At 72.8% G+C, this 23,489-nt stretch carries 24 protein-coding genes; 13 read left to right on the top strand and 11 right to left on the bottom strand.

Annotation, left to right across the window (positions count from 1 at the left end; genetic code table 11):
* Nucleotides 1-2 precede the first annotated feature (2 nt).
* Nucleotides 3-989 carry an STAS domain-containing protein gene (locus tag WMF43_RS12980; protein ID WP_437680227.1) on the top strand — a complete coding sequence of 329 codons (987 nt, stop codon included), beginning with the start codon at nucleotides 3-5 and terminating at the stop codon, nucleotides 987-989.
* A 156-nt stretch (nucleotides 990-1,145) separates the two neighbouring features.
* Here the strand turns inward: WMF43_RS12980 and WMF43_RS12975 are convergent, their stop codons facing one another.
* The 3 genes from WMF43_RS12975 to WMF43_RS12965 form a co-directional block, all read right to left on the bottom strand.
* On the bottom strand, nucleotides 1,146-2,123 hold the full coding sequence (locus tag WMF43_RS12975; RefSeq protein ID WP_437680225.1) for a hypothetical protein: 978 nt from the start codon (nucleotides 2,121-2,123) through the stop codon (nucleotides 1,146-1,148).
* Nucleotides 2,124-2,274: 151 nt separating this feature from the next.
* Nucleotides 2,275-3,072, bottom strand: coding sequence for an N-formylglutamate amidohydrolase (locus tag WMF43_RS12970; RefSeq protein ID WP_437680224.1), 798 nt, complete (start codon nucleotides 3,070-3,072; stop codon nucleotides 2,275-2,277).
* A gap of 134 nt (nucleotides 3,073-3,206) precedes the next feature.
* Nucleotides 3,207-3,743: an RNA polymerase sigma factor gene (locus WMF43_RS12965; RefSeq protein ID WP_437680222.1), complete on the bottom strand. Its 537-nt coding sequence runs from the start codon at nucleotides 3,741-3,743 to the stop codon at nucleotides 3,207-3,209.
* Between the two features lie 100 nt (nucleotides 3,744-3,843).
* Here WMF43_RS12965 and WMF43_RS12960 point away from each other — a divergent pair, with 100 nt between their 5' ends.
* On the top strand, nucleotides 3,844-4,215 hold the full coding sequence (locus tag WMF43_RS12960; RefSeq protein ID WP_437680220.1) for a thioredoxin family protein: 372 nt from the start codon (nucleotides 3,844-3,846) through the stop codon (nucleotides 4,213-4,215).
* Between the two features lie 99 nt (nucleotides 4,216-4,314).
* Here the strand turns inward: WMF43_RS12960 and WMF43_RS12955 are convergent, their stop codons facing one another.
* Nucleotides 4,315-4,818, bottom strand: coding sequence for a hypothetical protein (locus WMF43_RS12955; RefSeq protein WP_437680218.1), 504 nt, complete (start codon nucleotides 4,816-4,818; stop codon nucleotides 4,315-4,317).
* Between the two features lie 452 nt (nucleotides 4,819-5,270).
* Nucleotides 5,271-5,915 (bottom strand): hypothetical protein, encoded by a 645-nt coding sequence (locus tag WMF43_RS12950; protein WP_437680217.1) that lies wholly within the window; start codon nucleotides 5,913-5,915, stop codon nucleotides 5,271-5,273.
* A 235-nt stretch (nucleotides 5,916-6,150) separates the two neighbouring features.
* Here WMF43_RS12950 and rarD point away from each other — a divergent pair, with 235 nt between their 5' ends.
* From rarD to WMF43_RS12925, 5 genes are all read left to right on the top strand, one after another.
* Nucleotides 6,151-7,092 (top strand): EamA family transporter RarD, encoded by a 942-nt coding sequence (gene rarD, locus WMF43_RS12945; protein WP_437680215.1) that lies wholly within the window; start codon nucleotides 6,151-6,153, stop codon nucleotides 7,090-7,092.
* A gap of 78 nt (nucleotides 7,093-7,170) precedes the next feature.
* A complete protein-coding gene (locus WMF43_RS12940; RefSeq protein ID WP_437680213.1) occupies nucleotides 7,171-8,256 on the top strand; it encodes a hypothetical protein in 1,086 nt (361 codons plus the stop codon).
* 73 nt (nucleotides 8,257-8,329) lie between these two features.
* Complete coding sequence (locus tag WMF43_RS12935) at nucleotides 8,330-8,926, top strand: RNA polymerase sigma factor (protein ID WP_437680211.1); 597 nt, start codon at nucleotides 8,330-8,332, stop codon at nucleotides 8,924-8,926.
* Between the two features lie 46 nt (nucleotides 8,927-8,972).
* Nucleotides 8,973-9,752, top strand: coding sequence for a hypothetical protein (locus WMF43_RS12930; protein WP_437680210.1), 780 nt, complete (start codon nucleotides 8,973-8,975; stop codon nucleotides 9,750-9,752).
* A gap of 66 nt (nucleotides 9,753-9,818) precedes the next feature.
* Nucleotides 9,819-10,568, top strand: a complete 750-nt coding sequence (locus tag WMF43_RS12925) for a hypothetical protein (RefSeq protein WP_437680208.1) — start codon at nucleotides 9,819-9,821, stop codon at nucleotides 10,566-10,568.
* Between the two features lie 240 nt (nucleotides 10,569-10,808).
* Here the strand turns inward: WMF43_RS12925 and WMF43_RS12920 are convergent, their stop codons facing one another.
* On the bottom strand, nucleotides 10,809-11,636 hold the full coding sequence (locus tag WMF43_RS12920; protein WP_437680206.1) for an inositol monophosphatase family protein: 828 nt from the start codon (nucleotides 11,634-11,636) through the stop codon (nucleotides 10,809-10,811).
* 267 nt (nucleotides 11,637-11,903) lie between these two features.
* On the opposite strand from WMF43_RS12920, the gene WMF43_RS12915 reads away from it, so the two are divergent.
* Nucleotides 11,904-12,884, top strand: coding sequence for an ABC transporter substrate-binding protein (locus WMF43_RS12915; RefSeq protein ID WP_437680204.1), 981 nt, complete (start codon nucleotides 11,904-11,906; stop codon nucleotides 12,882-12,884).
* Nucleotides 12,885-13,112: 228 nt separating this feature from the next.
* Here WMF43_RS12915 and WMF43_RS12910 read toward each other — a convergent pair whose 3' ends face one another.
* Nucleotides 13,113-13,982, bottom strand: coding sequence for a hypothetical protein (locus WMF43_RS12910; protein WP_437680202.1), 870 nt, complete (start codon nucleotides 13,980-13,982; stop codon nucleotides 13,113-13,115).
* Between the two features lie 152 nt (nucleotides 13,983-14,134).
* On the opposite strand from WMF43_RS12910, the gene WMF43_RS12905 reads away from it, so the two are divergent.
* The 3 genes from WMF43_RS12905 to WMF43_RS12895 all read left to right on the top strand — a co-directional run bounded on the left by WMF43_RS12905 (nucleotide 14,135) and on the right by WMF43_RS12895 (nucleotide 18,985).
* Nucleotides 14,135-15,235, top strand: a complete 1,101-nt coding sequence (locus WMF43_RS12905) for a lysylphosphatidylglycerol synthase domain-containing protein (RefSeq protein WP_437680200.1) — start codon at nucleotides 14,135-14,137, stop codon at nucleotides 15,233-15,235.
* Nucleotides 15,236-15,546: 311 nt separating this feature from the next.
* A complete protein-coding gene (gene pepN, locus WMF43_RS12900) occupies nucleotides 15,547-18,144 on the top strand; it encodes an aminopeptidase N (protein ID WP_437680199.1) in 2,598 nt (865 codons plus the stop codon).
* Nucleotides 18,145-18,322: 178 nt separating this feature from the next.
* Nucleotides 18,323-18,985: a class I SAM-dependent methyltransferase gene (locus WMF43_RS12895; protein WP_437680197.1), complete on the top strand. Its 663-nt coding sequence runs from the start codon at nucleotides 18,323-18,325 to the stop codon at nucleotides 18,983-18,985.
* Between the two features lie 69 nt (nucleotides 18,986-19,054).
* Here the strand turns inward: WMF43_RS12895 and WMF43_RS12890 are convergent, their stop codons facing one another.
* Together WMF43_RS12890 and WMF43_RS12885 are read right to left on the bottom strand one after the other, a co-directional pair.
* The gene (locus tag WMF43_RS12890; RefSeq protein ID WP_437680195.1) at nucleotides 19,055-19,516 is read right to left on the bottom strand and encodes a hypothetical protein; all 462 of its coding nucleotides are present in this window, start codon (nucleotides 19,514-19,516) and stop codon (nucleotides 19,055-19,057) included.
* Nucleotides 19,517-19,857: 341 nt separating this feature from the next.
* Entirely contained in the window at nucleotides 19,858-20,382 is a 525-nt protein-coding gene (locus WMF43_RS12885; RefSeq protein ID WP_437680193.1) for a dihydrofolate reductase family protein, read from the bottom strand.
* A gap of 341 nt (nucleotides 20,383-20,723) precedes the next feature.
* Here WMF43_RS12885 and msrA point away from each other — a divergent pair, with 341 nt between their 5' ends.
* Nucleotides 20,724-21,386, top strand: coding sequence for a peptide-methionine (S)-S-oxide reductase MsrA (msrA, locus tag WMF43_RS12880; RefSeq protein ID WP_437684000.1), 663 nt, complete (start codon nucleotides 20,724-20,726; stop codon nucleotides 21,384-21,386).
* Between the two features lie 79 nt (nucleotides 21,387-21,465).
* On the opposite strand, the gene WMF43_RS12875 is transcribed toward msrA, so the two are convergent.
* Nucleotides 21,466-21,906, bottom strand: a complete 441-nt coding sequence (locus WMF43_RS12875) for a CBS domain-containing protein (protein WP_437680191.1) — start codon at nucleotides 21,904-21,906, stop codon at nucleotides 21,466-21,468.
* 244 nt (nucleotides 21,907-22,150) lie between these two features.
* Between WMF43_RS12875 and WMF43_RS12870 the strand changes: the two genes are divergently transcribed.
* On the top strand, nucleotides 22,151-22,687 hold the full coding sequence (locus WMF43_RS12870) for an N-acetyltransferase family protein (RefSeq protein WP_437680189.1): 537 nt from the start codon (nucleotides 22,151-22,153) through the stop codon (nucleotides 22,685-22,687).
* A gap of 12 nt (nucleotides 22,688-22,699) precedes the next feature.
* Here WMF43_RS12870 and WMF43_RS12865 read toward each other — a convergent pair whose 3' ends face one another.
* Nucleotides 22,700-23,146, bottom strand: a complete 447-nt coding sequence (locus tag WMF43_RS12865) for a hypothetical protein (RefSeq protein WP_437680187.1) — start codon at nucleotides 23,144-23,146, stop codon at nucleotides 22,700-22,702.
* Between the last annotated feature and the right edge of the window lie 343 nt (nucleotides 23,147-23,489).

Raw genomic sequence — 23,489 nt, 5'->3', positions numbered from 1 at the left:
TGATGGAGGACGAGGCTGTCCGCGAGACGATCGCCGAGCTGCAGCGCGCGCGTGAGGAGGAGCGGGCGCTCCGGCTGGAGGCGGAGGGGCTGGCGGAGGCGCTCCTGCTCTTCACGGAGCCGGGGACCTTCGCGGAGACGTTGTCGCGCGTCGTCGAGGTGACCGCGCAGCGGGTCGGGGCCACCGCCGGGCTCGTGATCGCGTTCGCGGAGGGGGCGGAGGGCCACGTCATGGTCTCCACCGATCCGCGCCTGTCGGCGGCCGTGTGGCAGCGCGGGCCCGCGTTCGACCGGGCCCTCGCGGGCCGGCCGGTGGCCAGCTTCGACCTCAGCCAGCTGGCCGAGTGGCAGCGCCTGCCGGAGGACGTCCTGCGGCGCTACGGCTCCGCGCTGCACGCGCCCCTCCAGGCCGGCGGCCTGCAGGCGCTGCTCGTGCTCGTCCATCCCGAGCGCGCCTCCTTCGACGCGCGCCACGTGAGCCTCGTCCGCCGCCTCCTGCCCGCGGCGTCGCAGGCGCTCGCGCGCGCCCGCGCCGAGGAGGAGCTCGCCCGGGCGCGCGAGCTCGCCCACGAGCGGGAGCTCACCGAGAAGCTCACGCTGATCGAGCACCAGCGCGCCACGATGCGCGCCCTCTCCATGCCGATCCTCGAGGTGTGGAGCCAGATCCTCTGCGTCCCGGTGATCGGCACCGTGGACGAGGAGCGGTGCGCGTACCTGATGGAGAGGCTGCTCGCCGCGGTGAGCGCCAAGCAGGCGCGCGCCGTGGTCATCGACGTGACCGGGCTCGACCGGATGGAGGCGAGCGCGCTCGCGCTCTTCCTGCGCGTGGCCGTGGCGGTGAGGCTGCTCGGCAGCGCCTGCGTGCTCGCCGGCATCGGTCCGGAGGTCGCCCGCGAGCTCACGCGGGAGGGCGTGGCGTGGGGCACCGTCGTGACGTACCGCCGCCTGCACGACGCGCTGCGGGCGCTGCTCGCTACCTCGCGCGGGTAGGTAGGCGGCCGTCAGCTCAGGCGGCCTTCTCGGGCCCCTGCTTAGGATTCCCGTTCCCGCCGCCTCGATGAACGTGGCCTCGAGGAACGTCCTCGCCGCGCCCGGTGGCAGCTGCGTTCGCCGAGCCCGACCTCGACGCCGTGTTCCAGGAGAAGCTCAGGACCGCCGCAGCGGCTCCGCGAGCCAGCGCACCAGCGCCTCGCCCTCCAGGTCGAGCAGGGCGTCCTCGACCTCGACCGGGCCGAGCACCTGTGCCCGCGCGAGGATCGAGCGCTCCTCCTCGGTGGTCGGCCGGCGCCCGACCCGCCGCGCGAAGAGGCGGCCGAGCAGCTCCAGGACCGCCTCTTCCTTCCCTCGCTGCCTCCCCCGCTGCTCCCCTTTCTGCTCTCCCCGCAGCTCCCCCCGCTGCTCTGCCTGCCGCTCGGCCTCGATGATCATCTCTCCGATGATCGGTGTGCGCCGCAGCAGCCCCTCTTCCTTGTCCTCTACCATCGTGACCAGCTCCTTCCGCAGATTGTGCCCCCAGGGGTCGATCGTGGCCATGACCAGGAACGCGGTGAACAGATCCGCCCGCTCTTCGTTGGTCGCCGCCCTCGCGCCGAGCTCCGCGATCACCTCCCGCATCGCCGCGAGGCTCGCGTCCCGGGCGAGCGGGGCAAACACCAGCCACAGCACGCTGCCGCGCGCCCGGAGCTCGCTCACCGTACGCTGGTAGACCGCGTCGATGCGGAAGTGCGTGCCGCTGAAGCGCCGACCTGGCCAGGCGGTGCGCCGCTTGCCCGTGGCCGGCAAGCGCCGCCGGCGGCCCGACAGGACCACGGCGACGCTCTCTATCGGCGGCACCGGCTCTCCAGCGCTGTCGGCGCGCAGCGCGGAGAAGAGGAAGCCCAGGTACTCGAAGACGAGATCCGGCACGTCGCGCCGCAGCGCGAAGCAGAACTCGACGTGCAGCACGCGCGGCTCGCCGTCGACGCGCAGGTGAAGCGCCTTGTCGAGGCGGCGCTCGATCTTGGTGACCTGGGTGTCGACCCAGCCGAGCACCTCCACGGCGCGTCCCCCGGGGACGAAGGCGCGCGCCAGGTCCTCGGGGCGCCGCCGGGCGATGTGGCGCAACGTGATATCGGCATCTCCCATGCTCCGCGCGCTCAGCAGCGCGCGTGCCGCGGCGAATCGCGCCGAGAACAGCGGGATTTAGCGTGCGGCGCGCGCCCCGGTGGGTGGCGCCGCCATGGCGGATTTCGGCCTCCCGCCCGGCAGGAGGCCGAAATCCACCCGAGCGCCGGCGTCACGCGCCGCCGGCGCCGGGGAGGAGCGCGGCCTCGATCTCCCGGTAGATCCTCGCGAGGCGCTGCGCCCAGGCCTCCACGTCCTCGTCGCGGGTCAGCCCGTCCTGGCGGATCTCGAGGAGCACGCAGGGCAGGCCGCGGGCCTCGCCGTGCACCGGGATCGAGTAGTCCCCGCCGTCGGTGACGTAGTACGGCTGGTTGTCCCCGACGCAGAGGCCGGGCTCGCGCCGCAGCGCCTCGAGGAACGGGCCGGCGAGCCGCCGGTCGCGCCCGTAGAGGACGGCCGCATGCCAGGGCCGGTCCTGGCCGAGCAGCGAGGGCGTGAAGCTGTGGACGCAGACGACCACCGTGCTCTTCCTGCGGTCGCGCCGCGCGTCGAGCAGCGCGGCGGCGGCGCGGTGGTAGGGCCAGAAGCAGGCGTCGGCCCGCGCCTCGGCCTCGGCGGCGTCGATGGCGTTGCCGGGGATGGGCACGCCGCCGCTGATCTGCGGGATCGAGGTCGGCGAGCCGGGCGGCCGGTTGCAGTCGATGACGAGGCGCGAGTAGCCGGAGAGCACGAGCGGCGCGTCGAGCAGCGTGGACAGGCGGCGCGACAGGCGCGCGGCGCCGATGTCCCAGCCGATGTGCTGCGAGAGCTCGTCGCCGTAGAGGCCCAGCCGCGCGAGGCGCCGCGGGACGACGTTCGCGGCATGATCGCAGAGCAGGACCGCGCTCGACCGGCCGTCGGGGTTCACCACCTCGAACGCGGGCGGCTCGTCGGGCGCAAGGAGGCTCGGGGCAGGTGGAAGGGAGCTCATGGCGTGAACGCAAGGCATAGCAGAGCCGGGCGCCCCGTCGCCCGCCACCGCGCCGACCGGCGGACGCTGCGCCGCCGCGCCGACCGGCGGACGCTGCGCCGCCGCGCCGACCGGCCCCGCGCCGCCGCGCGCGGTCAGGCCGTCGTGGTCATGCAGGCGCGCAGCGCGGCCTTGGCGCGGTGCAAGAGCACGGCGACGTGCCCGGCCGAGATGCCGAGCGCGCGCGCCACGTCCTCGCCCGGCTGCTCTTCGAGCATGCGCAGCGTCACCACCGCCTTCTGGATCTCGCAGAGCTCCTCGACACACGCGCGCAGGCGGACGTGCTCCTCGGCGCGCGCGATCGCCTCGTCGGTCGCCGGGGCATCCGCCGCGGCCTGCGGGTGCGCGTCGAGGTCCTCGTGCGGCCGGGCGCGGAAGTGACGCCGTCGCCGGTTGCGCGCGGCGTTGCGCACGATCCCGGCGAGCACGCCGCCCCAGGCGCCGGTGTCCTCCGGAAGCGCGCCGCGCTGCGCGAGGGTGAGCAGCGTGCAGAGCCCTTCCTGCACGCAGTCGACCGCATCCTCGGGCGTGACCCCTTCCGCCCGCGCCAGCGCGGCCAGCGCCGCGCGCTCCTCGCGCACAAGGTGCGACACGCAGCCCAGGATGTCGTCCGGGTCCTTGATGGCTTCCATGGTCTCCGGAGGTCAGGTCTTGATCCGCCGCCACATTACAGCGCCGGGCGCAGTAATGGATGCGGCGCTCGAGACCTGGCCAGGCATGGAGGTTCTTCCCATGGCCACGAGTTCCATCCAGGAGATCAACGAGCAGAGCTTCGAGGCCGAGGTGCTGCAGGCCGGGGTGCCTGTCCTCGTCGACTTCACCGCGGCGTGGTGTCCCCCGTGCCGCGCCCTCGCGCCGATCCTGCACAAGCTGGCGGAGGAGGGGGCGGGGCGCCTGAAGGTGGTGGCGGTCGACGGCGACCGGTGCCCCTCGCTGGCCCGTCGCTTCGGGATCCGCGGGCTCCCGACGGTCATCGCGTTCGCCGGGGGAAAGGAGGTGGCGCGCCACGTGGGGCTGACCACGCGAGAGAAGCTGCTGAAGCTGCTCGGAGGCCGGGAGACCGGCGAGGTCGCGCGAAGGGAGGGCGCGCCCCCGATGCCGTGACGGAGCGGGGCCGACGTCATGGGCCGACGACGACGCTGCGGAGAGGCTGTCGCCGGTCGTTCGGCGGCCTGGCGGTGGTCGGCGAGGGCTGCTCGCCCGTTACCGCCGCTGGTCGTCGCCTCTCCGCTGGTCGTCGCCTCTCCGCTGGTCGTCGCCTCTCCGCTGGTCGTCGCCTCTCCGCTGGTCGCCGCCTCTCCGCTGGTCCTCGCCTCTCCGCCGGTCCTCGCCTCTCCGCTGGTCGCCGCCCTGCTGGGCGGCCGGGAAGCTGACCCTGCGCGTCGTCTCCTCTTTGCCGTTGACCTCGAACGGCCCCACCGGGAGTGGGTCGCTGACGACCTTCCCCTTCTCGTCGATCAGCGTGAGCGTGCCGACGTAATCCTCGGCGGGGACCTGCACGCTCACGTCGAACCGCTCGCACGGGACCACCTGCCTGGTGACCTGGTTCGTGTCCGTGCTGATGAGCAGCAGCTCGACCGCGTTCGCGCCGTAGGCCTCACACTGCTCGGCGCTGGTCCTGTCCTCGATCGCCCACTGGACGGTGACGAATCCCATCTTTTCGGGCTCTGTCTCTCCGGGCTGCACCTCGTTGGGCTCATGGTGCATGCACGCGACCATCGTCGCTGCGCACAGCCCCGCCACAGTATAGATACTTCGCATTCCTACCTCGCTGAGCTCGGCGCAAACTCCTGCGCCTCGCCCGCGCGCAGCAACCCAGGTGCCACGAAGTCCTCGCGCGCGGACGGCGAGCTCGCCCGCGCGCCTGCCGCCGCCGAACCGCCGCAATTGCGCCGGATCGCAGCGCGCGGTCCCGCGACGACGGGCCGGCGAGCCCGGACGACGAGGGGCGCGCACGCGCTGCCCGGTGGCGGGATCGAGCACGCTCCGGACCAGCGGGCGAGGCTGTGCTCCGCCCGCGCGGCCGAGCGGACCGCTCGCCACCGGGCTCCGTCCATCCCGGTGGAAAGCCCCGCCGCGGTGGCGCGGCTGCGGTGACGAGGGCGGAGACGGCGCGCTCCACGACGCCGGACGTCGCCAGGGACACCGCCTCAGGCGCTTCAGGAACTCGGGCCGGACGCCGCGTCTCCGGAGGGCGCTACCTGGCCCCCGCAGTAGAGGCACCGCCCCGGGCGCGGGGGCGCCGGTCGCGCGCACGCGCGGCACGCCCACACCTGGCCCGACGCGTCCCGCAGCCGCGGCATCGGCTTGCCCAGGCCGACGCCGATGAACTCCTGAAGGAGCGACACGAACCGCTGCGACGCCTCCTCCTGGGCGCCCTCGAGATCGACGATCGCGTCTCCTGCGAGCACCCCGAGCCCGCCTGTCGAGACGGAGCCCTCGCCGCGGAACCGGAAGAGGCGCACCGGCTCCTCCTCGCCCTTGAGCACCAGAGCGACCGAGAAGCTCTCCAGCCGATCGGTCGGCCGGCCGCTGGCGTTCCACTCCGTCGTGAAGCTCGAGAAGCGGTAATCGATATGGTCGATCTGCTTGAACGGGATGGCGCGGCCCTGCCGGCGCAGCCACAGGGTCCGCCGCTCGATGAACACGTAACGAGCGCGCCGGTCGACGTGGAGGGTCATCGCGTAAGAAAAGAGCGAGAGGGCGCGCACGGCGAACGATGTCCTGGCGTGGAGGTGGTCGCCGTCGACCCACACCCGGGGGACGATGCTCAGCAAGGACCAGCGCCCGACGAAGAGGCTCACCGACGCAGTCTAGGCCGCCAGGGAGCCCGGCTCAATTCCGGATCCCCGCGGCCGCGCGCGCCGCGATCGGCCGCGGATCCGCCGCGCCGCGGGGCGCGATCGGCCGCGGGGCGCCGCGGCGCGCAAGATGCTTGAATTCCCGGAGCAGGTTCGCCATGTTGCCGAGTCGGTCGAGCGCGAGCGGCGCCTCTCGACGGCCCCGTCGAGCGACGCCCCTCACGAGCCCTGACCGCCGATGCCCACGCCGGAGAACGCCCGCGACGACCGCAGAGACGCCGCGTGGGGCGCCGTGTACGGCGTCGCGGCCTACAGCGCGTGGGGCGTCGTGCCCGTCTTCTGGAAGCAGCTCCGCCACGTCGGCGCGGTCGAGGTCCTGGCCCACCGCACGGCGTGGAGCCTGCTCGCCTTCGCGGCCCTGACGGTCGCGACGGGGCAGCTCCGCGCGCTCGTCGCGGCCCTCCGCGCCCCGCGCGTCGTCGCGGCGATGGCGGCGACCGGGGCGCTCGTCTCGGCGAACTGGGTCCTCTTCATCTACGCCGTCTCGGTGGGTCGCGTGCTCGACGCGAGCCTCGGCTACTTCATCAACCCGCTGCTCAGCGTGCTCCTCGGCATGCTCTTCCTGCGCGAGCGGCTGCGCCCGCCACAGTGGATCGCGCTCGGCCTCGCGTCGGCGGGCGTCCTCTACCTCGCCGTGCGCGCCGGCTCGGTCCCCTGGATCGCGCTCGCCCTGGCCGGGACGTTCGCCCTCTACGGCCTGCTGCGCAAGGTCGTCGCGGTCGGCTCGCTCCCCGGCTCCACGCTGGAGACCTTGTTCGTCGCCCCGCTCGGCGCGGCGTACCTGATCACCCTCCAAATCCAGGGCGCCGGCGCCATGGGCCGCGTGGATCTCCGCACCGACGTCCTCCTCGCCGCGACGGGCATCATCACCGCGCTCCCGCTCATCTGGTTCACGAACGCGGCGCGGCGCCTGTCCCTGACCACCCTCGGCTTCCTCCAGTACCTCGCCCCGAGCGGCCAGTTCCTGCTGGCCGTGCTGGTCTATGGCGAGCCGTTCACGTCCACCCAGGCCGCGAGCTTCGCCTGCATCTGGACCGCGCTCGCGGTGTTCAGCGTCGACGCCGCGCTGCGCGCCCGCCGCGCGCGACGGCTCGACGAACGAGCGCGCCAGCTCGCGTGAGTCGAGCGCGGCGGACGACGCGCAGCGTCCTGCGCGCGGCGGCGCGCCGCCTTCGCCCCGTGGTACGATGCGGCGCTCATGCGTACGTCACGCACAAGGGCGCAGGCGCTGCTGTGTGCCGTCGTGATCCCGAGTGTCGCGCTCCTCGCTCCGAGCGCCGCGCGCGCCGACGATCGCCCCTTCACTCTGCGGTGGACCGCCCCCGCCGACTGCCCCGCGGGCGCGGCCGTCGAGGCCGAGATCGCCCGGCTCCTCGGGGACCAGAGCCCTGCCTCGAGCGGCCCCCTCCGGGCGGCGGGCGCGATCACGCCCGCGGACAGGGGCTTCGTGCTGCACATCGAGCTCTCTCGCGACGGGTGGAAGAGCGCGCGAACCGTGCGCGGCGCGACGTGCCGTGCGCTGGCCGACGCGGGGGCCCTCATCGTGGCGATGGCGATCGATCCGGACGTCGCGATGCGGTCGGGCACGGCAGCGACGGACGATCGTTCGACCGCGGGGGCGCGTCCCGCCAATCCCGCCCCGGAGCCCCCGGCCGCCGCGGCACGACCCGCCGGGCCCACACCGCCGAGGATCCCGCCCAGGTCCGTGTCCCCGACGAGGGGACGCGAGCGTCCGACGGAGGGCGCGGCCGAGACGGCTCCCCTTTTCCGGATCGGGCTCGCCGGCGTGGGCGATCTGGGCACGATGCAGCATCTGAGCGGCGCCATCGAGCCCTGGGCCGGCGTCGTCGTCGGCCCCGCGCGGCTGGAGGCCGGGGCATCCTTCTGGCCCGGGACCACGGCGGAGTCCTCAGCCAAACCCCAGAGCGGCGGGACCATCGATCTTGTCGCCGGCTCGCTCACGGCGTGCGCCCTCTTGCCACCCCTCGCGCGCGCCGTTCGACCCCATCTCGAGGTCGATGTCCCTTGCGCCGGCTTCGAGCTCGGGCGCATGCACGCCCAGGGATACGGCGTCAGCGACCCGGACGAAGGGAGCGCCTTGTGGGCGGCGTTACGCGGCGGCGCGGCGGCCGCGTGGGTCGTCGCGCCGTGGATGCGCCTGAGGCTCCGTCTCGAGGCGGTGGTGCCCCTCGAGCGCCCGCGCTTCGTGCTCGAAGGTGTCGGCGAGGTCCACGCGCCGAGCGTCGCGGCGCGGGCCGCCCTGGGGCTCGAGCTTTCGCTTTGAGGGGCGCGGTCGTTTTCTTCACGGATCCGGCGCGCGCTGGCCATGGGCGAGGGTGGCCGCCCGTGCCGTCCCCTTGAGCGCCGCTTCTGCCGCGGCGGAGATCTCGCCCTCGGCAGAAGCGGCGGACTGCGAGGTCGCGCTCGAGTTCGACGCGATCTACGAGCGTTACTTCGACTTCGTCTGGCGCAACGTACGCCGGCTCGGCGTGCCGGACTGCCACGCCGACGACGCGGTGCAGGAGGTGTTTCTCGTCGTCCACCGCAAGCTGTCGTCGTTCGAGCCCCGTTCCACGGTGCGCGCGTGGCTCTCGGGCATCGTCGCGCGGGTCGCGCGGGAGCACCGGAGGGCCTACACGCGCAAGAGCCCGCTCGCGAGATCCCTGGCCCCGCCCCTCGATCCGGACGAGGTGGAGAGCGGCGCGGCCGGCTGTGACGAGGCGCTGGCGCAGGCGCAGGCGACGCGGCTCTTGCACGCGCTGCTCGAGGGGCTCGACGACCACAAGCGCGCCGTCTTCGTGCTCGCGGAGCTCGAGCAGATGACGGCGCCGGAGATCGCGGAGGCGACCGGGGCCAACGTGAACACCGTCTACGCGCGCCTCCGGGCGGCACGAAAGGAGTTCGAGCAAGGCGTGGCGCGCCTACGGGCGCGCGACGGGTGGAGGTCGCGATGAAGAGGCCCCGGCGCGCGGCGTGCAGCCCGCAGGAAGGAAGGGAGGCATGAGTCAGCTCGGGCCCGTGTCGCGATCGATCATCGACGCCGCCCGAAACGGCGACCGGAGCACGGCGGCGGACCGCGCGCGCGTGCGCGCGAAGCTCCGCCGGAGCCTGGCCGTCGGCACGGCCCTCACGGCGGGCGGGGCCGCGAAGACCGGCTTTGCGATGGTCTCGGCGAAGGCGGCGCTGCCGTGGGGAATCGTGGCGCTGCTCGCGCCCGCGGCGGTCGTGGCCGCGCTGCACACGACGCAGGGCGAGCCGAAGGCCGTTCCGCGCGCGAGCACGGCCGGCGCCGTGATCGCCGGGCGCGCGCGCGCGGCGGCCGCGGCGCAGCCGCCAGCGAGCGACGACCGCGCGCCCGCGGAGAGCCCGCGCGAGCCGGCTCTGCCGATCGAGCCCGCGGAAGGCAAGAAGCTCGATCCGCCGCAGGCTACGAGCGCGCGGCCCGAGGCGCCCTGGAGGGCGCCTCGGGCCGCCCCTTCCGGCGCACCGGCAGCGCCGCCCGGGGTGCCGGCGGAAGACCCGCTCGTCGCCGAGACGCGGCGGCTGCGCGACGTCCACGAATCGCTCCGGCGCGGCGACCCGGAGCGCGCGCTCGCGCTGCTCGACGTCGCGGATGCGGGCGGGCAAGAGCTGCGGGAGGAGCGGGCCGCCGCCCGCGTCGTGGCGCTGTGCAACCTCGGCAGGACAGCGGAGGGTCGCGCGGCGATGCTCGATTTCCTGCGGCAGAGCCCCGGCTCACCGTATTCGGCTCGCGTGCGCGCCGCGTGCGAAGGGAAATGACTCGAGAGGGCTTTTCTCACACGGATCGCTCCGCTCGCGGCCATGAGCCGGTAGAGAGGAGCGATTATGAAAATCCAGAAGCTCATCAGCGCAGCGGGCCTGACGATCGCGACGGCGATGTTCGCGTGTACCTCCGAGGTCTCCATCGGCCAAGACAAGCAGCAGGTCGTGGGCGACGCCGACTCCGGGTGCGGCGAAGGGGAGACTTCCGGCGCGGGCACGTGCGAGGCGAGCTGCGTCGCGGACGTGGATTGCCCTTCGGGGCTCTCCTGCGTGAGCGGCGCCTGCGTCGAGGGCGCGAAATCCTGCGTGTGCTTCGCGGACGCGGATTGCCCTTCGGATCTCTACTGCCTCTGGGGCGAGTCCTGCGGTCTTGACGATGCGTTCTCCTGCACGCCCGACGTCGGCTGCCCCATCGAGGGACAGAACTGCGGCGAGAGCGGCGGCGGCTTTATTTGCGAGGGTCCGGCGGGGCGGGACTCCTGCACGTCGGACGCGGATTGCCCTCTGTTCCACGTGTGCATCGATGAAGTCTGCAAGTCTACTCGGCCGGTGAAGGGCACGGCGTCCTGCTCGCCGCCGCCCGACCCCGAGTGCGTCGTAGACGCGGATTGCCCTTTGGATCTCCTCTGTGCAAGAGACAATACCTGCAGCAACGGCGCCGGGTCCTGCACGATCGACGCCGATTGCCCCCTCCGTGGTCAGGTCTGCTACGACGGCATTTGCGAGGGTCCGGACGCCCAGTACTGCACGTCGGACGCGGAGTGCGGTGACAACCACGTGTGTATCGGTGAGACCTGCAAGTCCACGCAATGATGCCGCACGATAAACCTCCCTCTCCCCGAGCTGGGGGCCACGGGCCCGATCGCCGAAGGCATCCTTGGACTTGACGCCCTAGAGCGACAATCGGGCTGAACCAGACTGAAACGAGCAGAATTCGAAGCGCCAAGGACGCCAAGGCGCCAAGGACGCCAAGAAGAAGAAAATATCTTAGCGTCCTTGGCGCCTTGGCGTCCTTGGCGCTTGATTTCTCGCTCGATCAACATGATCGGTGTCCTAGGCGCCGCCCCCCGCGGACAACCTCCGCCTGATCCCATCGGCGACTCCCCTGCTCCGCGCGACGATCGTCACCTGGTTCTTGCTCGTCACCGCGTAGGGCGTCCCATCGAGGTGCTCGGCCACGCCGCCCGCCTCGCGGAGGATCAGGGCGCCGGGGCCGTGATCCCACGGCAGCATGCGGTAATAGACGCAGAAATCTTTCTGGCCTCGCGCGAGGCTCGCATACTCGACGCAGGCGCTGCCCGCGCCCTCCTCGGGCACATGACCGCCCAGCGCCCGCGCCTCGATCTCGGCGCGGACCTCGCCCGGCATGAACGTCCCGTAGATCGTCCCCCGCGGCGCTCCCTCGCCGTCCGGCCTCTCGGCGCGGAAGCGCGCGCCGTTCAGGAAGGCTCCCGCCCCCTCCTCGGCGGAGAAGGTCTGTCCGCGCGCGGGCAGGTGAATCCACGCCGCGCGCGTCACCGACGCCTTCACCAGCGCCACCATGACCCCGAAGCGGTCGTTGCCCGCGACGAAGTTCCGCGTTCCGTCGATCGGATCGATGAGCCAGATCCAGCCGTCGCCGGCGAGCGCGTCGAGGAGCCGCGGCTCGGCGTGCGCCGCCTCCTCGCCCACCGCCGCCGATCCGGGCAGCAGCGCGCGCAGTCCCTCGGTCACCCGCCGCTCCACCGCGAGATCCACCGTGGTCACCACGTCGCTCGGGTCGGAGGCCGTCGCCTTCAGCGTCACCTCGTCTTGCGCGAGGCGGCGCCAGAAAGGCAACATGTGCTCGCCCGCGACCTCCTCCAGGAAGGCTCCCACACGCGCAAGATCGGGGATCGACATGGCGGCACCCTACCTTCCCTGGCGCCGTCCCTGCCAGCCAAAGCAGCGCGCGCCCCGCCGTGCGGCGAGAGCAGCACTCGCCTGCGGATCGGGTGCTCCCGGAGCAGCAGCGCGGCGCGCTCGACCCGGAATTGGAAGGCTTTCTAGAGCGCGGCACGCCCGGTGCATCTCGACCCCGCCATGGATAGACGTCAGTTCTTAGGCGGCGCGGCGGCGGCGGTCTCCGGAGCGCTCCTCGCGGGCAGAGCCAGGGCCGCTGCGCCCAGTGTGATCCGTATCGGTGTGCCGGGCGTCGGCGTGGGCAACCGCCCCGTCACGGGCGGCAGCGTCTTCTCCCTGCTGCACATCCAGGGCATCGCAGCCGAGGAGTTCAAGAAAGACGGCATCGAGGTGAAGTGGAACTTCTTCCGCGGCGCCGGCCCTGCCGTCAACGAGGCGGTCGCGAACAACCTGCTCGACATCTGGAGCCACGGCCACCTGCCTTCGGTCGTCGGACGGGCGAGCGGGCTGAAGACGCGGCTCCTGGCCGCCGCCAGCCGGCGCGGCCACGCCTACCTCGTGGTGCCCTCCGACTCGCCCATCAACGGAGTCCGGGACCTGCGCGGCAAGAAGGTCGCCTTCCAGAAGGGCACGGCGACCCAGCTGTCGGCGAACCGGATCCTCGAGGGCCACGGCCTCACCGAGAAGGACATCCGCGCCATCAACATGGACGCGTCCACGGCCAAGGCGGCGCTCGCCACGAAGGACATCGACGCGGTGTTCGGCGGCACCGACTACCTCTCTCTCCGCGACCAGGGCATCGCCAAGATCGTCTACACGACGAAGGGCGACTCGCCGACCTACCCGAGCAACTCGGGCATCCTCGCGCGGGAAGACTTCATCAACGAGTATCCCGACGTCGTGCAGCGGTTCATCACGATCCTCGTGAAGACGGCGGCGTGGGTCGGCGACGAGAAGAACCGCACCCAGATCTTCCAGCTGTGGTCGAAGTCGGGCACGCCCTTCTCGAACTACAAGGAAGCCCAGCAGGGCGAGGACATGAAGCAGAACGCGAGCCCCCTGCTCGACGAGTACATCCTCGCCCGCTACAAGTCCGCGATCGGCGACTCGAAGAAGTTCGGCCTGATCAGGAACACCTTCGACGTCGAGCCCTGGATCGACCGCCGCTTCCTCACCAAGGCGCTGAAGGACACCGGGCTCGAGCGGTACTGGGCCGAGTGGGACGCGAACGGCAAGCCGAAGGGCTGACCCCACGAGATCGCAGACGCGCCGCACGAGACGCCGCCTGAGGCAATCGGCCACCTCAGGCGGCGGAACCCGCCCTTAAGGCGCAGAGCTTCGAGCCACCAAGACGCCAAGGACGCCACGACATCTTCTTTTTCTTGGCGTTCTTGGCGTCCTCTGCGCCTTCGTTCATCTCTCGCTCGATACAACGCGATCGGTGTTCCAGCCACCGCTCTCGTGCGCGGCGCGCCTTCACCGCGATCTGGCGGAGATCCCCGGGAAGTCCTTGCGCTTGATCTTGGCGCGCCGGCCGTCGGGGTGGTGAAACACGATGCCCTCGGCGAGGTGCCCCGGGGCGAAGCGGCTCTCCAGCTGCTGGAACATCTCGCGCAGTCCGTCATAGGTCCTCGGGACCTCGTCGTAGACGGGGATCTCGAGGTTGAACGGCACGCACAGGTGCCGGGTGAGGCCGAGCGGGTTGCCCTGGATGTTCGGCCCGAGCGCCTCGGCCGGATGCTCGCCGTCCGGCCAGCCCTCGAAGCTCGTGCCGCGGACCGCCTCGAAGACCCACTTGTCCTCCGGTCCGTGCTCGTCCGCGTCGACATACCAGCCGTCGATGATCCCCTGTTGCTTCTGGAGCTTGCTCGGATTCCTGCGCTTCTCGACCCGGACCACATGGCCCGAACGAACGGTCACACGCACGTTCGTGCCGTCGAGCTTCTCGGTGGGGCGGCCCTCGCCCGCGAAGACCCACTCGCAACCCTGACGCGGCCGCGGGAGCACCTTGAAGTCCTCGCCGCGGTCGAACATCGTCGGAATCTTTTCCATGACCTGAATCCCCTTTCTCACGTGGCCGAGCAGCTCTTCCGGGGTGATCACCCCCCCGGCGAGGCCGCTGGCCAGGGCGCGCACGAGATCCGCGACCGAGGTGTTCGCCTCGAGCGCCACCCGCTTCAGCGCCAACCGCTCCTCCGGCGAGATCCACGCCACCAGGCGTGACCAGCCTTCGGGCGGGACCCACGTCGAGAGCCGCTCGGGATCCTTCCTCGGCCTGCCCCGAGGACGACCACCTGCTGTGTCTGCCACGAGCACCAGGATGATCTGGAATTTCTGTTGTGTCAATTGGCATAACAGAAAATAGACGCAGCGGGGCGCGGCGGTGGACGTCCTGGCGCCCCGGCCGGGCGCCCGCGCTCCGCCCGGAACGCCGCGGTCGCGTGCGCACGCGACGCGCACGCCGCGCCGGCACGCGCCTGGCACCGCGATCTCTCTCCATGACGCCTTGGACTCCGGCCGGAGCGGCAGAGGAACGCCCCGGCAGCGACGCCGGGAGCGCGCCGGAGGAGGCGCCCGCCGCGGCCTCGAGCGGCGTCGGGCTCTCGAGCGGCGCCGGGCTCTCGAGCGGCCCGGGGCGCTCGAGCAGCGCCGCCGCCCGCCGCGCGCGGCGCCGGGCGGTGCTCCACGCGGCGCTCGGCGTCGCCGGGCTGGCCGGCCTCGCGGCGCTCGTCCGGCACGCCGGGGCCGCGGCGCTGCTCGAGGCGCTGAGGCGCGCCGCGCCGCTCTTGCCGCTGCTCGTCGCGCTCGAGGCGGCGCGCATCGGCTGCGAGGGGCTCGCGACCTACACGCTCTGCCGGCCGCGGCGGGTCCCGCTCGCGGAGCTCGCCCGCATCCACGTCGTCGCCTACCCGGTCGCGACGCTGATGCCGGCCGGGCGCGCGGCGGCCGAGGCGGTCAAGGCCGCGCTGCTCTCGCCGTACGTCGGCGCCCCGCGCGCGGCCGCGATCGCCACGGCGAACCAGTCGCTCGCGCTCCTCTCCTTCGCCCCCACCTCGCTCCTCGCGGCGGCGGCCGTGTGGCAGAGCGGCGGCGCCTCTCCGCTCGCGCTCGCCCTGCTCGCGCACGCCGCCGTCTCCGTCGCGAGCGGCGCCGGCGTCGCGCTCGCCGCCCGGCAGCGCGCCGCCTTCGCGTGGCTCGCCCGGCGGTTCGCCCGCGCCGGCAACGCCACCGCCGCCTTCCAGGAGGCCGTCCGCGAGCACCCGCCCGTCCCGCTCCGGCCGCTCGCCGCGTTCTGCGCGGGCCGCGCGCTCCAGGCCGCGCAGTACGCGGTGCTCCTCGCCGCCGTCGGCGCCGACAGCGGCCCCCTCCGCGCGCTCGCCGCGTACGGCGTGGCCGTGATCGGCACCGCGCTCGGCGACCTCATTCCCGCCCAGATCGGCGCCACCGACGGCGCCTTCACGCTCGCCGCCCCGCTGCTCGGGCTCTCCACCAGCGCCGCCGTCGCGGTCTCGGTGCTCGCCCACACCCTCCAGGCGATCGGCGCGCTCGCCGGGATCGTCGCCACGATCGCCTGGCGACGCCCCCCGCCCGCCGGCTGAACGCCGCCGGCGGTCACCGCCCGAACGCCGCCGGCGGCCACCGCCCGAACGCCGCCAGCGGCCACCGCCCGAACACCGCCAGCGGCCACCGCCCGAACGCCGCCGGCGGCCACCGCCCGCCGGGGTGGCTCGTACACGCACGCGCGCTCGCCCACACCGTGCGCGCCTTGCCCAGGCGGCGCGCTCCCCCGCGCCGCGTCGAGCGCGCCCCCCACGCGCGTGACGCGCGCGGCCACACCGCGCCGGGGCGACGATCGCGACCGTGGTGGATGCGCTGGCCACCCTCCCGCGGTTCGTCCTAGGGTGCATGCATGACGGACAAGACCGGCAGCCCTGGACGGGACGTGCTCACCCAGGAGGAGGCCCAGGAGCGCGCCGCGCGCATCGGCAACGTGCGCTACGAGCTCGCCATCGATCTCGCGCGCGGCGCCCGCGGCTATCGCGGCGAGGCCATCGCCTACTTCGACGTCCGCGGCGGCGGCGACACCTTCATCGACTTCCGCGGCCGGCGCATCGAGCGGCTCGAGGTGGGCGGCGTCGCGGTGGAGCCCGAGTGGTCCGACTGCCGCGTCCGGCTCCCGGGGAAGCTGCTCGATCCGGAGACGCGCGTGCGCATCGTCTACGAGAACGACTACGACACGACCGGCGACGGCTTCCACCACTTCCGCGACCCGGAGGACGGCGAGGAGTACGTCTACTCGGACCTCGAGCCGTTCAGCGCGCACCGCCTCTTCCCGTGCTTCGACCAGCCGGACATCAAGGCGAGCTACCGGCTGTCCGTGACCGCCCCCGACGACTGGGAGGTCATCGGCAACGCCCGCGTGACCCGCACGATCGCCGCGGGCGAGGGGCGCTCGACCCGCGTGTTCGAGGAGACGACCCGGTTCAGCACGTACATCTTCGCGCTCGTCGCCGGCCCCTACAGCGGCGTCCGCGACGAGCACCGCGGCATCCCGCTCGGGCTCTACTGCCGGAGGTCGCTCGCGAAGCACCTCGACGCGGAGGAGCTGTTCACCATCACGAAGCAGGGCTTCGACTTCTACCCGAGCTTCTTCGACTACCCCTACCCGTTCACCAAGTACGACCAGATCTTCGTCCCGGAGTTCAACGCCGGCGCCATGGAGAACGTCGGCGCCGTGACCTACAGCGAGCGGATGATCTTCCGGGACCCGCCGACCGACCACCAGCGGCTCTCGCGCGCGGAGGTTGTGCTCCACGAGATGGCGCACATGTGGTTCGGCAACCTCGTGACGATGCGCTGGTGGAACGATCTCTGGCTCAACGAGAGCTTCGCCACGTACATGTCCTTCCTCGCGATGGAGCAGGCGACCCGGTTCCAGCCGGCCGTGTGGAAGGTGTTCAACGTGATGAAGGGCTGGGCGTACCGGCAGGACCAGCTCGTGACCACGCACCCCATCGCCGGGGAGCTCGCGGACACCGAGCACACGTTCCTGAACTTCGACGGCATCACGTACGGCAAGGGGGCCGCCGCGATGAAGCAGCTCGTCGCGGCGATCGGCATGCCGGCGTTCCGCGACGGGATGCGCCGGTACTTCAAGCGCCACCAGTACGGCAACGCGACCCTGCGCGAGTTCCTGGACGCGCTGGAGGAGGGCTCCGGCCGCGACCTCGGCGCGTGGTCGCGCGTCTGGCTGGAGCAGGCGTCGCTCAACACGCTGACCGCCGAGTGGGAGACCGAGGGCGACCGCATCGGGCAGCTGCGGGTCGTGCAGACCGCGCCGGCGGACTACCCGACGCTCCGGCCGCACCGCATCGACGTGGCGCTCGCGCGCGAGGAGGCCGGCGCGCTCGTCGTCGACTCGGTGCCCGCCGAGATCGACGGCGCGACGACCGAGGTGGCGGGGGCGCGGGGGCGGCGGGCGCCGCTGTTCGTGTTCCCGAACCACAACGACCTCACGTTCGCGAAGATCGCGCTCGACCCGGGGTCGCTCGCGTTCGTGCGCGAGCACATGGGCCGCGTGGAGGACCCGCTCCTCCGGCAGCTGCTCTGGTCGTCGCTCTGGAGCATGGTGCGCGACCAGAAGCTCCCCTCCCCGGCGTACCTCGCGCTGGTGCGGGACAAGCTGCCCTCCGAGCCCGACCTCTCGCTCGTCGAGCCGGTGCTCACGAACGCGGTGACGACGCTCGCGCGCTTCGTGCCGGACGCGATGCGCGAGGCCGAGGCGAGCGCGTTCGTGGGGCTCGCGCTCGCGGCGCTCCGGGCGGCGCCGCGCGGCGACGCGCAGATCGTGTGGGCGCGGGCGCTCCTCAACGGGGCCTACGCCGCGCCGGATCTCGCCCTCGCGGCGCGCCTCGTCGACGGCGAGCTCGAGGTGGGCGGGCTCGAGATCGATCAGGACATGCGCTGGACGGTCGCCGTGAAGTGGGTCGCGCGGGGCATGGCGGGCGCGGCCGAGCGGCTCGCGGCCGAGCGCAAGCGCGACCCGTCGGATCGCGGCCAGCGCGCGGCGCTGCGCGCGGAGACGGCGCGGCCGGACGCGGCGGCGAAGGCGGCGGCGTGGGAGCGGTTCCACGAGGGCGGGTACGGCTCGCTGCACCTCACGGGCGCGGCGATGTCGGGCTTCAACTGGTCGTTCCAGCGCGCGCTGCTCGAGCCGTACGCCGGGGCGTTCTTCGAGCGGGTGCAGCAGGTGTTCGAGACGCGGACGCACGAGCTCGCGTCCGCGTACTTCACGCACCTCTTCCCCTCGTACCGCGTCGAGCGCGGCGTGCTCGAGCGCGCCGAGGCGCTGCTCGCGGCGCTCCAGAAGGCCCCGGACGGGGCGCCGCCGGCGAAGCCGCGGCTGCCGATGCTGCTCCGGATGCTGCGGGAGGCGAGCGACGATCTCGCGCGCAGCATCGCCTGCCGGGAGCTCGCGGCCGCGAGCGGATCCGGCGGGGGGCGCTGAGGGGGCGGCTGGCGGCGCGGAAAGGCGGTAAGACGGGGGCAGCTCACCATGGTTCATGCGCTGCCGCTCGCCTGTGCCATGGCTGCCTGGATCCCGACCGGGCTCCGCACGCCGTGGTGACGACACGCGCGGCGCGGATCCGGCGTCGGTCCGGGGCGCGGCGGCGATCGAGGTGACGATGATCGTGCAGCTCGGCAAGACCTCCCTCTCGTGGACGCGCGCGGACGTCGAGGCGAAGATCGCCGGCTACCCGCGCGTCCTCATCGACGTGGGCACCGGCGACGGCCGCTTCGTGTATCGCTCCGCCGGGGCCCACCCCGACACGTTCTGCATCGGCGTCGACCCCGCGGGCGAGCGGATGCGCGAGGTCTCGTGGCGCGCCAGCCGCAAGGTCGCGCGGGGCGGGCGGCCGAACGCGCTCTTCGTGGTCGCGTCGGTGCAGACCTTGCCGGAGGAGCTCAGCGGGCTCGCCCACACCCTCACGCTGAACTTCCCCTGGGCCTCGCTCCTCTCCGCGCTCGTGCTGCCCGAGCCGCCGGTGCTCGAGGCGCTGCGCCGCCTCGTCCGGCCGGGCGGCGAGCTGATCGCCCTCCTCAACCAGAGCGTCTTCGACGACCGGCCGTACGCGACGCGCCTCGGCCTGCCCGAGCTGTCGGACGCCTGGATCGAGGAGACGCTGCGCCCCGCCTACCTCGCCGCGGGGTTCGCCATCCGGGAGACCAGGATGGTCGAGGGCGAAGTGCCGCACCAGACGAGCTGGGGACAGCACCTCACGCTCGCGTCGGGCCGGAGGACACGGCTGCTCACCGCCGAGGCGATCGGCGGAGCGGAGCCAGGGTGAAGCACACGAGCGCACGGCTGCTGCGCGCCCGCGAGCTCTCCTGGAATGAGCCCCCCGGCAGCCGGCAGATCACGGTGGCCGCCCTGCCTCTGCCGAAGAGGAATCCCTAAAAATTCCAATAACTACGCCAAGATAGGCGCCGATGTGGAGCCCCCAGCAGACGAGGTAACGCGTCGCGACGCCCGGGGACCACACGCCGAGGCTCGCCTCGCGCATGCCGAACGGGTCGAGCGCCGCCATGAGCACGGGGCAGACGAGGAGCGCCGCCGCGAGCGCTGCGGCGATGCGCCTCAGCCATGCGCGCCAGGAGAAGCCGGCGCCCCGCGAGGCGCGGAGGAGGCCAACCCCCGTGACGAGCGCGCCGAGCGGCAATCCTCCACGGAACCCCGTCCACGCGACCGCCAAACGGAACGGCAACCCCGAGGAGGTGAGGCCCTTTCCTTCCAGGAAGTACTCGGGCGAGATCGTCGCGGTGACCTGATCGAAGAGCGCTCCGCAGCCGCCCGCCGCCAGGCTGCCGGCAAGCAGCACGAGGTACTCGCGGAGGCGCGGGCCAACGGCCGCGCGCCAACCGCGGCGCTCCGGTCCGGATGTCCTCGGTGAGCCGGCGGGCGGTATTGGGTTCCCGGCGAACAGGGCCTCATCCTATCACGCCTTCCCCTTCCATCCGCCCGGCCGCCGAGCGCGGCGGCGACGATCTGCGCCGCAACGCCGCCTCCCATGCAACGCCGCCTCCCCCGCAACGCCGCCCCCCCGCAGCGCCTCCCCCCCCCCGCAGCGCCTCCCCCCCCGCAGCGCCTCCCCCCCCGCAGCGCCTCCCCCCCCCCCGCAGCGCCTCCCCCCCCGCAGCGCCCCCCCGGGCAGCGCCGTCTTCAGCGACGCACGGCGTACTGCACGACGACGACGCCGTTCCTGTGGACCTTCGTCGACAGGAGCTCGAGGCTCGTCACGGCGCGGAGCCCCGGGGCGAGCGCGACGCCCTCGCCGAGCAGCAACGGGTTCACCTTGAGGATCACCTCGTCGACGAGCCCCTCGTGGAGCAGCGCGGTCGCGAGCTCTCCGCCGCCGCACAGGTAGATGTCCCCGCCCTGCTGCTCCTTCAGCCGGCGCACGACCCCAGGCCCGTCCTCCGACACGACCTTCACGCGCGGGTTCGGGCTCTCCTTCATCGTGCGCGACATGACGTAGGTATCCATCCAGGGATACGGATCGGTCACGCCGAGGTTCAACCCGTACTCGTACGTCCGGCGGCCCATCACGACGGCGTCGTAGGACCGGAGCGCCGCGGTGAAGTCGGGGACATGGTCGCCTTCGAAGGGGAAGATGTCCGGCGATCCATCGCTCCGGGCAATGAAGCCGTCGATGGTCGTCGCCACGTGGTACTTGAGCTTTCTCATAGGATGATCTCCACAGCAGAAGGACACGGCCGGCGGAACGTCGGCCTCTGACTGACTCGCCAGGTCGCCCCGCGCAGGCGCATAACGCGCCTCCCTCGCCGGAATCGGCGTCACAGACGGTACGCCCCGCGCCCGCCGCCTCAGGCGACGAACTGGGCGTTACCGACGACACCGACGGCGCCGACGAGGACGAGCGACGGGACGGTCGAACCGGTTGGGGTCAGCGGGCGGAGATCATGGATGGCGCTGCTTGGGCGCCGAGGGCGAGACTACCCGCACGCGCAGGGGCACGCAAGCCCGCGCGCGCCCGGCGCTGGTCGACGCCGCGGAACGGGGCCATGATGTGCGCCATGGGATTCATGTCGCAGAAGGCGAGAATGCCGACCCCGGAGCAGGCGCTCCCGGGCCGGAAGGAACGGATCGCCGTCGCCGAGCGGCACCTCGTGAACGGCAACCGGATGACCGAGCCGTTCCCGGAGGGGCTGGAGATGGCCATGTTCGGAATGGGCTGCTTCTGGGGCGCCGAACGGAAGCTCTGGCAGGCGAAAGGGGTCTACTCGACCGCGGTCGGCTACGCCGCCGGGTACACGCCGAACCCCACGTACCGCGAGGTCTGCTCGGGCCTGACCGGCCACAACGAGGTCGTGCGCGTCGTCTTCGATCCGAAGCAGATACGTTATGAGGACCTGCTGAAGCTCTTCTGGGAGAGCCACGATCCGACCCAGGGTATGCGGCAGGGCAACGACGTCGGCACCCAGTACCGCTCCGGCATCTACTGCTACAGCGAGGCGCAGCGCCGCGCGGCCAAGGCCTCGCTCGAGGCGTACCAGAAGGCGCTCTCGGCCGCGGGCCACGGCGCCATCACGACCGAGATCCTGACCGCGCCCGAGTTCTACTACGCCGAGGACTACCACCAGCAGTACCTCGCGAAGAACCCGGGCGGCTACTGCGGCCTCGGGGGCACCGGCGTCTCCTGCCCCGCCGGGCTCGCCTCCCCTGCCTGAGGCGGCGCGCCGGCGGCGCAGCGCCGCGCGCCGCCCGCCGCGCGCCTCGCCTCGCCGCCGCACGCGCGGCGCTCCGGGTCTATCCCGGCCCGGCCCCGTGCGCCGACTCCCGCTCGGTGACGCGGCGCATGGTCTGCGCGGCCTTTCTGTCATCCTCGCGCTGCGCGATGTCCGACAGGCTGATGACGCCGACCAGCCGGCCGTCCGCCTCGGTGCAGAGCACGCGCGACTTGTGGTGCTGCCCCATCAGCTGCTCGGCGCGCAGCACGTCGTCCTCGGGCCGGCAGGCGACCACCTCGCGGGTCATGACGTCGCCCGCCTTCGTGCTCAGCGGGCGGCTCTCGGCCAGGACCCGGAGCGCGAGATCGCGATCCGTCAGCGTCCCGAGCACCCGCCAGGCGCTGTCGCAGACCGGGAGAAAGCCCACGTTCGCGTCGCGCATCTTGCTCGCGGCCGCCTGGATCGTGTCCTCGGCCATGATGCATTGGACCTCCCTCTTCATGATCTCCTGACACAGCATGGTTCCCTCCTCCGGCGCGGTCTCGGGATCCGGCCGCGCCTCCGGTCACGCCAGGGACCTTAAGGGACCCGCGCGGGCAGAGAATGGAGCGGCGGGATGAATGCGCCGTCGGGCGCCGCTGGACGGCGGCGGGAGCCGACAGGCGCACCGGACCGCCGGCGCCGCGGGGCGGCGGCGGGCCGACAGGCGCACCAGACCGCGGGCGCCGCGGGGCGGCGGCGGGCATACTGTCGCGCGAGATCCCATGTCGGAGCCGATCACCAGCGCGGTCATCCGCCGGGCGCAGCCCGCGGACGCGGTCGCCATCGCGCGCGTCGAGGTCGACTCGTGGCGAGCCGCTTACCTCGGCCTCGTGCCGGCGGCCGTGCTCAACGCCCTCTCGGCGCCGGCGCGCGAGGCGAGCTGGCGGCGCATCCTGAGCCACGGCGCGGCGACCGGCACGCGCGCCTTCCTGCTCTGCACCGGCGGCGCCGCGCTCGGCTTCGCGAGCGCCGGCCCCTCGCGCGACGACGACGACGACCCAGGCGACGTCGGCGAGCTCTACACGATCTACCTCCTGCCCGCCGCGTGGGGCCGCGGGCTCGGCGCCGCGCTGCTCGACACGGCCCAGGCCGACCTCGCCCGGCGCCGCCACCGGACCATGACGATCTGGGTGCTCGAGGGGAACACCCGCGCGCGGCGCTTCTACGAGCTCTCCGGCTTCACCCTCGACGGCGCGCGGCGGGCCGCGCCCGTCGGCCCGGGGAGCCTGCCCGAGATCCGCTACCGGCGCGCGCTGTAGCCGTCGTCGCCGTCAGCGCACGGCCGGCGCGCCCTCGCGCGGGCCGAAGCGCACAACGATGCTGCTGTAGCCGCCCCGGAGGTCGTACTCCGACGTGATCCTCCCCCACGGGTAGTCGTACGGCGGCGCGCCGAGCATCGACTCCAGCCAGGCGTCGTGGCTCGCCTTGCGCTCCGCCTCCTCCTTCTCCGACCAGTCGTTCCAGAACGCCTTCGACTCCGCGCCGACCTCGAAGAGCTCGATCGAGGCGAGCTTGCCGCTGAAGAAGTGCAGCGTCACGCGGAAGGTCTTGTGCGAAATGCGCTGGCGCGACGTCCGGTATCCGCTCCACGGGTGCGTCTTGCTCAGGGCCTTGGCCGTGCGCGCCAGCGGCGACGCCAGGAACTGCGCTTCCGAGTACGAGGGACCGATGCGGGCCCCGGATGAAAGCTCGATTTCGCCCGTCTGTCGATGGATCATCCACCCCTCCGGCCGGTCGCTGCAGCATACACCACACGTCCCTGCCCCGCGCAGCGTAAGCCGCGCCGACGATCGGGCTGGACAACAATCCGACGCCCTGCGACTCGGCATCTACAAGGCGACCGCCGGCGCACACGCCTGCACGGCAGCCCGCACCCGCAGGAAAAGCGGGCGAACACCGCCGCACCGCCTCGGCCGCGCCGACGACAGCCTCCGCCGCTGTCCGCCCGTGTCGACGCGACACCCACGCTGTACTTCGCGACCACGCCGCACGCTTTCGCCATGGGCGTAAGGCGGCGCCGCTCAACGTCGGTTTTTCCAATTCATGATGACGGGGACACCC

It is taken from the genome of Sorangium sp. So ce131 (genome assembly GCF_051519095.1).
Lineage (GTDB): Bacteria > Myxococcota_A > Polyangia > Polyangiales > Polyangiaceae > Sorangium.
The sequence above is the reverse complement of the archived record's forward strand: the minus strand, read 5'-3'. Positions and strand labels throughout refer to the sequence as shown.

What these genes read in the sequence shown, in the direction of transcription:
- WMF43_RS12980 (WP_437680227.1), top strand. Translation starts at nt 3, where the DNA reads ATGGAGGACGAGGCTGTCCGCGAGACGATCGCCGAGCTGCAGCGCGCG.
- WMF43_RS12975 (WP_437680225.1), bottom strand. Translation starts at nt 2,123, where the DNA reads ATGGGAGATGCCGATATCACGTTGCGCCACATCGCCCGGCGGCGCCCC.
- WMF43_RS12970 (WP_437680224.1), bottom strand. Translation starts at nt 3,072, where the DNA reads ATGAGCTCCCTTCCACCTGCCCCGAGCCTCCTTGCGCCCGACGAGCCG.
- WMF43_RS12965 (WP_437680222.1), bottom strand. Translation starts at nt 3,743, where the DNA reads ATGGAAGCCATCAAGGACCCGGACGACATCCTGGGCTGCGTGTCGCAC.
- WMF43_RS12960 (WP_437680220.1), top strand. Translation starts at nt 3,844, where the DNA reads ATGGCCACGAGTTCCATCCAGGAGATCAACGAGCAGAGCTTCGAGGCC.
- WMF43_RS12955 (WP_437680218.1), bottom strand. Translation starts at nt 4,818, where the DNA reads ATGCACCATGAGCCCAACGAGGTGCAGCCCGGAGAGACAGAGCCCGAA.
- rarD (WP_437680215.1), top strand. Translation starts at nt 6,151, where the DNA reads ATGCCCACGCCGGAGAACGCCCGCGACGACCGCAGAGACGCCGCGTGG.
- WMF43_RS12940 (WP_437680213.1), top strand. Translation starts at nt 7,171, where the DNA reads ATGCGTACGTCACGCACAAGGGCGCAGGCGCTGCTGTGTGCCGTCGTG.
- WMF43_RS12930 (WP_437680210.1), top strand. Translation starts at nt 8,973, where the DNA reads ATGAGTCAGCTCGGGCCCGTGTCGCGATCGATCATCGACGCCGCCCGA.
- WMF43_RS12925 (WP_437680208.1), top strand. Translation starts at nt 9,819, where the DNA reads ATGAAAATCCAGAAGCTCATCAGCGCAGCGGGCCTGACGATCGCGACG.
- WMF43_RS12920 (WP_437680206.1), bottom strand. Translation starts at nt 11,636, where the DNA reads ATGTCGATCCCCGATCTTGCGCGTGTGGGAGCCTTCCTGGAGGAGGTC.
- WMF43_RS12905 (WP_437680200.1), top strand. Translation starts at nt 14,135, where the DNA reads ATGACGCCTTGGACTCCGGCCGGAGCGGCAGAGGAACGCCCCGGCAGC.
- pepN (WP_437680199.1), top strand. Translation starts at nt 15,547, where the DNA reads ATGACGGACAAGACCGGCAGCCCTGGACGGGACGTGCTCACCCAGGAG.
- WMF43_RS12895 (WP_437680197.1), top strand. Translation starts at nt 18,323, where the DNA reads ATGATCGTGCAGCTCGGCAAGACCTCCCTCTCGTGGACGCGCGCGGAC.
- WMF43_RS12885 (WP_437680193.1), bottom strand. Translation starts at nt 20,382, where the DNA reads ATGAGAAAGCTCAAGTACCACGTGGCGACGACCATCGACGGCTTCATT.
- msrA (WP_437684000.1), top strand. Translation starts at nt 20,724, where the DNA reads ATGTGCGCCATGGGATTCATGTCGCAGAAGGCGAGAATGCCGACCCCG.
- WMF43_RS12875 (WP_437680191.1), bottom strand. Translation starts at nt 21,906, where the DNA reads ATGCTGTGTCAGGAGATCATGAAGAGGGAGGTCCAATGCATCATGGCC.
- WMF43_RS12870 (WP_437680189.1), top strand. Translation starts at nt 22,151, where the DNA reads ATGTCGGAGCCGATCACCAGCGCGGTCATCCGCCGGGCGCAGCCCGCG.
- WMF43_RS12865 (WP_437680187.1), bottom strand. Translation starts at nt 23,146, where the DNA reads ATGATCCATCGACAGACGGGCGAAATCGAGCTTTCATCCGGGGCCCGC.